This is a genomic window from Ferdinandcohnia sp. GQ5 (assembly GCF_059759275.1).
Genome location: NZ_JCAXEW010000053.1, coordinates 1 through 489, shown reverse-complemented (window position 1 = coordinate 489; position 489 = coordinate 1). Strand labels below are relative to the sequence as shown.

At 38.9% G+C, this 489-nt stretch carries 1 protein-coding gene; it reads right to left on the bottom strand.

What is annotated here, in order from left to right; all coding sequences use genetic code 11:
* The coding region (locus tag AC6CHV_RS26325) for an IS256 family transposase (protein ID WP_498079978.1) at window positions 1–489 on the bottom strand (489 nt) is incomplete at both ends.

Sequence of the window (489 nt, the reverse complement as noted above, 5' to 3'; positions counted from 1 at the left end):
GCGGATCGCTTTCTCCAGCTTTGAATCTTCTCCAAATCGTTCAAGAAATTCATCTTTAAACTTTCTGGCATCATCCACACTAACAGCTTCAAAAATTCTCTTTAATCCTAGTTTTTCTTCATCTACTCCTTTTTTAGGTAGTGTATTAAAGATATTTCGCTTGAGATGGACAGTACAACGTTGCCAAACGGTTCCAACAAAGACTTCTTTTAGAGCCTTTTTTAATCCGGGATGTGCGTCTGTAATAAATAGTCTTGGAGATTGTACTCCCCGAGATTGTAAGTGATGTAAAAAGGCTTTCCAAGCATCATAACTTTCTACGTGATCAACTCTTATCCCTAATATCTCTCGGCGGTTTTCTTCCGTAATGGCGGTAGCGATATAGACTGCCTTTGATACAACACGATTATGTTCGCGTACCTTAATATACATGGCATCAGCGAAAATATAAGGATAGTATGTTGTATTTAAAGGCCGGTTTGCCCAAGC